Origin of the sequence: Thiobacillus sp. 65-1402, assembly GCF_001897685.1 — a bacterium.
Taxonomy (GTDB): Bacteria; Pseudomonadota; Gammaproteobacteria; order Burkholderiales; family Thiobacillaceae; genus Thiobacillus.
Genome location: NZ_MKUG01000132.1, coordinates 1 through 7361, shown reverse-complemented (window position 1 = coordinate 7361; position 7361 = coordinate 1). Strand labels below are relative to the sequence as shown.

Below are 7361 nucleotides of genomic sequence, written 5' to 3'. Positions count from 1 at the left end.
GTAGAACAGGCGCCCGGGGTCGGCGCTTGCTGCAAGGCCTGAACCACACAGGCACAGGGACAGGGAGAAAATCCAGGCTGAACCGTAATGCCCCGTTTCGCGCCGAACGGGCCGGCTGTTCCCTGTGCCTCCATGCCTCCGCGATGAACGGATTTTCATTGCGAAGTCCTCGATTCTACCGCCACGGTGAACCACAGCAGTTCGCATTCGGCCTGCAGGCGCGGCTGGTTGACCGGCTCGAACGACGCATCGCCGGGATGGGACAGCCGGCAGCCCTGCACGCGATAGATCCCGGGTGCGCGCGCCTTGAGCGCGTTCAGGAAGCGCATGAGATCGGTTTCCACCAGCAGCGGCAGGGTGAGGCTCATGCTCGTCTGTCCCAGCGGCAAGCCCCGGGCGAGCGCGGGAAGCGAAGCGGCGCGTGGCGTCAGCCGGTAATCCAGGCTGTAAAGCCCGGCATCGCGGTTGGCCAGTTGCGCCGCTTCGATCCAGGCCAGCCGGTCTTCTGCGCCGATAAAGCCGCGTGCGGTGAGCGCTTGATAATCGGCCAGGTGGGTGGCGATGAGTTGCTGCTGCTGGCGGCTGCGGTCGAGTTGCTGGCGCGCGCCGTTGAGCGCGCTGCGTTGCTGCTGCAGGGCAAGCCCGGCGTCTTGCGCCTGGCCGCGGCTCCACAGTATGCCGCCCCCAGCCAGCAGCAGTGCTGCCAGCACCAGCAGCAGCGACAGCTTGAGTGCGGCGAGCGGCGGGTGCTTCATGGCCGGGCCTCGCGGTAGCGCAGGCCGAGGCTGAAACGCGCGGCGGGGGATTCGCCCGCGCCGGCATCGAGCGTTCGCCCCGACAGGGTGCTGGCGGAATCGGCGTTCACCGGGCTGCTGCGCAAGCGCACGTCATGCAGGGCGGGCACGGCTTGCAGGGTATGCATGAACTGCTCGATGCGCTGCATGGCCGCGCGGTAATTGCCGTCGAACGGAACCAGCGAGGCGTCGAGGCTGACCCGCGTTCCGCCGCCGGCCGTTAGCGTGTCGTCGGCCCACTCCAGCTTGTCGAGCGTGATGCCGGGCGCCGCATCGATGGCCCGGCCGATGGCGGCAAGCAGCGCGCCGGCATCGGGCTGGTCGCCGCCGAGTTGACGCGCCAGCGCCACTGTCTGAGCCAATTGTTCAGGCGCCGCCGACTGGATGGGAAACGTGCGCGCGATGGTCCGATAGCGGGCGTCGAGCTGCTGCTGTTGCTGCAGCATCTGGCTGGTCCGGTCGGTCAGGTCTTGCGCGTGCAGCCAGTAGGCGGCTGTGATGCCTGTTCCGAGTAGCGCAATGATGCCCGCTGCCGCGTGCAGGCCACGCCGCCAGCGGAATTCGGTATGGCGCTGCAGCAGTTCGGCGGGGGCCAGGTTCAGCTGCATGGCCTCGCCCGCAATCGCGGCCAGCGGCGCGATTTCCGGCGTGGCGGCGAGAAAGTCGTCCGGGATGCGCAGGGCGCGCGCGAGGCTGGCCATGTCGATCAGCCGCGTGCTGAAGGCGGGGTCGGCGTTGAGCGGCGCCTGCGCGCTGTCCAGCTGGCCGCCGGGGTCGAGCAGCAGCACATGCAGGCGGGCTTCGCGCGGCAGGATGCGCTGACCGGTCAGGTAAAGCTGCGTCTTGGCGATTTCGTCGGCCGCGCTGCCCGGCAGCTGGGCCGGGGTGTCGCCCCCGATCAGGCGCGAAAAACGCAATAAGCCGTGATGGTAGTAAGACAGCCGCAAACTATTGTTGAGGCGACAGGCCAGCAGCACGTGAGGCTCCTGTACCCGCAGCTTGTCCAGCAGGTGCTGGCATGCCAGCGCCAGCGGGGTGATGCCGGTCAGCGGCACGCGTTCGCGGTGCAGCACGCCGAGCCACGGCGTCAGCCAGTCGGCGTCGGGCAGGGCGGCCAGCAGATAACGGTCGTCGCGCCGCCCGGTCGTCTCGCGCGCCTGCCGCCACGCACCGGTAAAGCGCGCATTGCGGAACACCTGTTTGAGCTTGCGCGCCAGCAGTTCGTCGCGCGCGCGTCCCTGCACGTGCGGCAGGATTTCGCTGCGGTAATCCTCGTCCACCGTGTCGACCACCAGCAGCACCGGCAGCTGCGCATGCTTGGCCACGATCCTGTGGAATGCGGCCAGCCCTTCGGCGCTGGCGGTGAAATCGCCCAGCCAGTGCATATGCCCGGGGCGCCAGTCGAGCACGCCGACCTGGCGCGGCGTGGCAAGCAGGATGAGGCGGTGGTCGAGCATCACAGCGGCAGGTTCCCGATCAGATCGTAAATCGGCAGCAGCACCGACACCAGGATGCCGCCGAGCAGCAGGCCGAGGATGGCGGTGAGCAGCGGTTCCAGAACCCGGAGGCCGTTTTCGATCGAGTCGAGCACTTCGCGGTTATAAAAATACGTCACGTTGTCGAGCGCTTCGTTGAGCGCGCCGGTGGTCTCGCCCACGCGCAGCATGCGGATCACCAGCGGCGGAAACAGTGCCAGCGACTGGAAGCTCTCCGACAGGCCGCGGCCATCGGCAATCTGCTGCGCGGCGCGGCGGATGCCGCCGGCGATCACCCGGTTGCCGGCCACCATTTCGCCCGCGCGCAAGGCGTCGAGCACCGTCACCCCCGAGCGGTACATCATCGCCAGGGTATTGGTGAAGCGCGACAGCACGATCTTCTGCACGATCGGCCCGAGGATAGGCAGCTGCAACTGGGTGCGGTCCCACCAGTCGCGCCCCGCTTCGCTCCTGCTTGCCCATAGCGGCAGCCCGACCCCCAGCGCCAGCGTCAGCAGCAGCCCGATCAGCCAGTACGAACGCAGCGCATTCGACACCGCCATCAGGATCAGCGTCGGCAGCGGCAGGGCCACGCCCATGGTCTCGACCAGGGTGAGCACCTGCGGCACCAGATAGACCAGCAGGAACAGGATGGCGGCGCCGACCACAGCGAGCACCAGCGCCGGATAGATCATCAGCCGCTTGGCCTTGGCGGCGACTTCTTCCTGCCATTTCAGCGATTCGGCCAGGCGCTCGAACACCGCATCCAGCAAGCCGGTCTGCTCGCCCGCGCGCACGCTGTGGACGAACACCGCGCCGAACACCGCCGGGTGGGCCGCCAGCGCCTGCGACAGCACCTTGCCGCCTTCCAGGTCTTCCAGCAATGCGGTCAGCACATCGCGAAAGCCGCGTTTGTCCATGGTGTCGCGCAGGTCGCGCAAGCCTTCGAGCAGCGGAATCCCGGCGCGGGTGATGTAGCGCATGTGGATGCAGAAGGTGACCAGATCGCGGCGGGTGACGCGCTCGCGGCCGCTGGGGGCGTATTGGCGCGAAAGCTCGGAAAGCGTGATGAGGTCGAGTCCCATGCGCTTCAGGCGCAGTTCGAGGTCGACGTCGTTGACCGCCGACAGCGTGCCCCGGGTGGTGCGGCCGGTCTGGTCGATGGCGCGGTAGTCGAAGAAGGGCATGGTTATAGGGGGCAGGGAAGGTGCGGCTGCGCCGCGCCCGATGAATTCAAGAAACGCGGCGCAGCCGCACAAAGCCACCCTGATCCCTGAACCCCGACTCCTGATCCCTTCATCACACCCGCCCCGTCAAATCCACCACCCGCGCCACTTCCGCCAGCGAAGTGACGCCGTCCAGCACCCGCTTGATTCCATCCTCGGCCAGCGGGTGGTAGCCATGCTCGAATGCGGCGCGGCGGATTTCGTGCAGCGGCGCATGGTTGGCCACCCGTTCGTCCAGCTCGGGGTCCATCCGCAACAGTTCGATCAGGGCCAGCCGCCCGCGGTAGCCCTTGTGGCTGCAGGCCGGGCAGCCGGCGGCGCGATAGATCTGCGGCGGCCGGGCGGGATCGGCGCCGAGGATGCGCGCCTCGTCTTCGTCCGGCGTGTAGGCTTCCTTGCAGTGCGGGCACAGCTTGCGCACCAGACGCTGGGCGATGACGCCGATGATGTTGCCGGCGAGGATGCCGGGCTGGATGCCGATGTCCATCAGGCGCGGGAACACGCCGAGCGCGGAGTTGGTGTGCAGGGTGGTGAACACCTGGTGGCCGGTCATGGCGGCGCGGAAGGCCATCTCGGCGGTGTCCTTGTCGCGGATTTCGCCGACCAGGATGATGTCCGGGTCCTGCCGCATGATCGAGCGGATGCCGTTGGCGAAGTCGAGCTTGAGCGTTTCGTTGACCGAGCTCTGGCGCATCAGCGTGACCGGGTATTCGACCGGGTCTTCCAGCGTCATGATGTTGACGGTCTCGTTGTTGAGATGCGACAGCATCGAATACAGCGTGGTGGTCTTCCCTGAACCCGTTGGGCCGGTGACGACGAGTATTCCCTCGGGGCGCGCCATCATCAGCTGCAGTTCGCGCAGGGCGTCGGCGGTGAAGCCCATCTGCTCCAGCGGCATGATGGATTTTTCGCGGTCGAGGATGCGCAGCACCAGGTTCTCGCCGTGGATGCCGGGCTGCGACGACACGCGGAAATCGATCGGGCGGCCGTTCAGCGTCAGCGACATGCGGCCGTCCTGCGGCGCGCGCGTCTCCGCGATGTTCATTCCCGACAGCACCTTCAGGCGCACCAGGATGCCCGGCCAGTAGGTCTTGTGCAGGCTGCGGATCTGCTCCAGCACGCCGTCGACGCGGTAGCGGATGCGCAGGAAGGCGTGCTCGGGCTCGAAGTGGATGTCGGAGGATTCGCGCTTCACCGCGTCGGTCAGCAGCGCGCCGACCAGCCGTACCACCGGCTGGGTGTATTCCTCGGTGTCGGGATTGAGGCTGGCGTAGTCGACCTCGCCGGTCTCGATCTCGCGCAGGATGCCGTCGAGCGAGAGGTCGAAGCCGTAGAACTTGTCGATGCATTCGAGCAGCTGCGCTTCGCCCGCCAGCAGGGTGTCGATTTCGAGCTGGCCGCCGAGCGCGGCTTTCAGCTGGTCGAGTGCGACCACGTTGAACATGTCGGTGGTCGCCAGCGTCAGCACGTTCCTCGCCGCATCGTGGGCGATCGGCAGCAGGTGGTGGCGGCGGGCGAATTCCTCCGGCACCAGCTGCAGCGCTTCGGGGTCGGCCACCACCTGGGTGAGGTCGATGCCCTGGCTGCCGAGCGCGTTGGCAAGCTGGTCGCGCAGCACCGCCTCGGTGATGAAGCCCAAAGCGACCAGCTGGCGGCCGATCGGCAGGCCGGTCGCCTTCTGCTCCTTGAGCCCGATGCGCAGCTGGTCGACGGTAATGAGTCCCTGGGTGACCAGGGTTTCGCCCATGCGGAGTTTCTTGCGTCTTTCCATGGCGGGGAAACTCAGCGGACCGGCTTCAGTTGCTGCACGCGCGCCTCGGCCTGGGCGCGGTCGAAGCGGTGCGCGCCGCCGCCTGCGAGCGCTTTTTCGTAATAGCTGAGGGCCGCCGCAAACTGCTGCAGCTGGTCGAGGCTGACCGCCAGGTTGTAGGCGTAATCGGCGTTGCCGGGTGCGCCGCGATATGCCTCGAAGTAGGCGGCCTGCGCGTCGTTCCAGCGTGCCTGTCCGGCGTAGAGGTTGCCGAGGGTCTGGTGGAGATGCGGGCTGGGGTCGCGTTCGATCAGCATTTTCAGGCGGCTTTCGGCGGCACTGCCGTCGGTGTTGCCGAGCAGGTCGAGCAGGGCGCCCTGGGCGGCGGCGTTGCGCGGGTCGAGATCGAGCACTTCGCGATACAGGCGTTGCGCATCGGCGTCGCGGTCCTGGACGCTGGCGATTGCCGCCAGCCCCAGCAAGGCGTCCACGCTGCGCCGGTGGGCGGCGGCCTGGGCATAGAGTTGTTGTGCCTCGGCCAGCGCGCCGCGCTGGTAGGCCGCGTAGGCCTGGCCGAGCAAAGTCGCTTGCGTGTCGGGCTGGAACAGCAGCGGGGCCGCTGCCGGCGGGGGCAGGGCGCGTGTCGGGCTGGCGGTGGGTGGCGTGCTGCGGGCGCGGGCGGCGGCGGGCGGGGCCGCGACGGCAGCGGGAATCGCGGCAGGCTCGGGGGCGGGCGGCGACGGCGGCACGCCGGGCAGTGCGGCGGAGGCGGGTTCCGATTCGGGCTCAAGCGGGGCGGGGTCGACCGGCGCGGCGGCGGGTGCTGCGACGTTTTCCGGCGCGAGACTGGATGCGGCCGGCGGCTGCAGGGCGAAGTAGAGATACAAGCCGTAGCCGAGTGCGATCAGCACGGCCAGCAGGGCGGTGAGCGGTACCAGCGAGAGTTGCGGCCAGCGGAAATCACGCACGCGGCGCGGCTTGGGCGCGCCGGCGCTGTTGCCGAACAGCAGGCCGGGCGGTTCCACCCATTCGCGCGCCTGGGCTGTGCCGGGCGGGGTCAGGGGCTCCAGTTCGAGGTCGCCCTCGATCCGGTTGCCGGAGTCGGGCTTGGCCCCGTTGGCAACTTCGGCCTGTTTCAGCGCTTTGAGCAGCAGGCTCAAGGGCTGCTCCGTGCGCTGCTGGGGAGCAGGCGCTGGAATTGGCGCAGTTCGTCGCTTTCCAGCGTGGGGTTGGACACCACGATGGGGCGCAGGAAGATCACCAGCTCGGTCTGGCTGTTCATCCGTTCATGCTGGCCGAATACGGCGCCGATGCCTGCGGGGCGCGACAGGACGGGCAGGCCGTCGCGCGCGTTGTTGCTGTCGTCCTGGATCAGCCCGCCGAGAATCACGGTCTGGCCGCTCCTCACCTGCAGCAGCGATTCCATTTCGCGCACCTGGATGACCGGGATCTTGTTGCTGATCTGGGCGTTTTTCAGATCCGGGTTGGGGTCGTCCACATCCCCCACCTTGCGCGTGATGGTCGGGCGCACGGTGAGCGACACCAGGCCGTTTTCATTGATCTGCGGCAGCACCGACATGACTACGCCGACCGGTACGGTCTGCGGGGTGGTGGTGAAGGTGGTGGTCGCCCCCACGTTGGCGGTTGAAACCGTGTCCGCCTTGACGGTGAAATACACCAGATTGTTCACTACCTTCAGCAGCGCCGTCTGGTTGTTCAGCGCCATCAGCTTGGGGCTGGAAAGCACCTTGGTGTTGCCGTAGGACTCCAGCAGGTCGATGGCCGCCTTGAACCCGTTGCCGCCGCTGTAGGTCGCTTGAATGAACGGCGCCAGCGAACCTGCGAGCGCATTGGAACTGCTGCCGCCGACCGCGCCGATGGCATCGATTTTCCACCCCACCGATCCCTGCAAGGCGCGCGACCAGTCGATTCCCGCGCGGTACTGATCCTTGAGCGTGACCTCGACGATGGTGGCCTCGATCAGCACCTGGCGCTGCGCCGACTGCATCACGCGGTCGAGGTATTGCTGCACCAGTTCCTGCTGCTTGGCGGTGCCCAGCACGCTGACGGTGCCGGCCACCGGGTTGACCGCGACATCGTTTTTGCCGTCGTTTGC

The 7361-nt window shown here is 67.7% G+C and carries 6 protein-coding genes; all 6 read right to left on the bottom strand.

The features are described 5' to 3' along the window. Window positions 1-155: 155 nt before the first annotated feature. A complete protein-coding gene (locus tag BGO62_RS10670) occupies window positions 156-755 on the bottom strand; it encodes a hypothetical protein (RefSeq protein ID WP_296642162.1) in 600 nt (199 codons plus the stop codon). Then, entirely contained in the window at window positions 752-2251 is a 1500-nt protein-coding gene (locus BGO62_RS10665; RefSeq protein WP_296642160.1) for a monoheme cytochrome SoxX, read from the bottom strand. The genes BGO62_RS10670 and BGO62_RS10665 overlap by 4 nt, the downstream gene beginning before the upstream one ends. Further along, complete coding sequence (locus BGO62_RS10660) at window positions 2251-3456, bottom strand: type II secretion system F family protein (RefSeq protein ID WP_296642158.1); 1206 nt, start codon at window positions 3454-3456, stop codon at window positions 2251-2253. The genes BGO62_RS10665 and BGO62_RS10660 overlap by 1 nt, the downstream gene beginning before the upstream one ends. 112 nt (window positions 3457-3568) lie before the next feature. Beyond that, window positions 3569-5266 carry a type II/IV secretion system protein gene (locus tag BGO62_RS10655; protein ID WP_296642156.1) on the bottom strand — a complete coding sequence of 566 codons (1698 nt, stop codon included), beginning with the start codon at window positions 5264-5266 and terminating at the stop codon, window positions 3569-3571. A gap of 11 nt (window positions 5267-5277) precedes the next feature. After that, complete coding sequence (locus tag BGO62_RS10650; RefSeq protein WP_296642153.1) at window positions 5278-6405, bottom strand: hypothetical protein; 1128 nt, start codon at window positions 6403-6405, stop codon at window positions 5278-5280. Continuing rightward, on the bottom strand, window positions 6402-7361 hold a 960-nt coding region (mshL, locus tag BGO62_RS10645), incomplete at its 5' end, for a pilus (MSHA type) biogenesis protein MshL (RefSeq protein ID WP_296642151.1). The genes BGO62_RS10650 and mshL, both read right to left, overlap by 4 nt.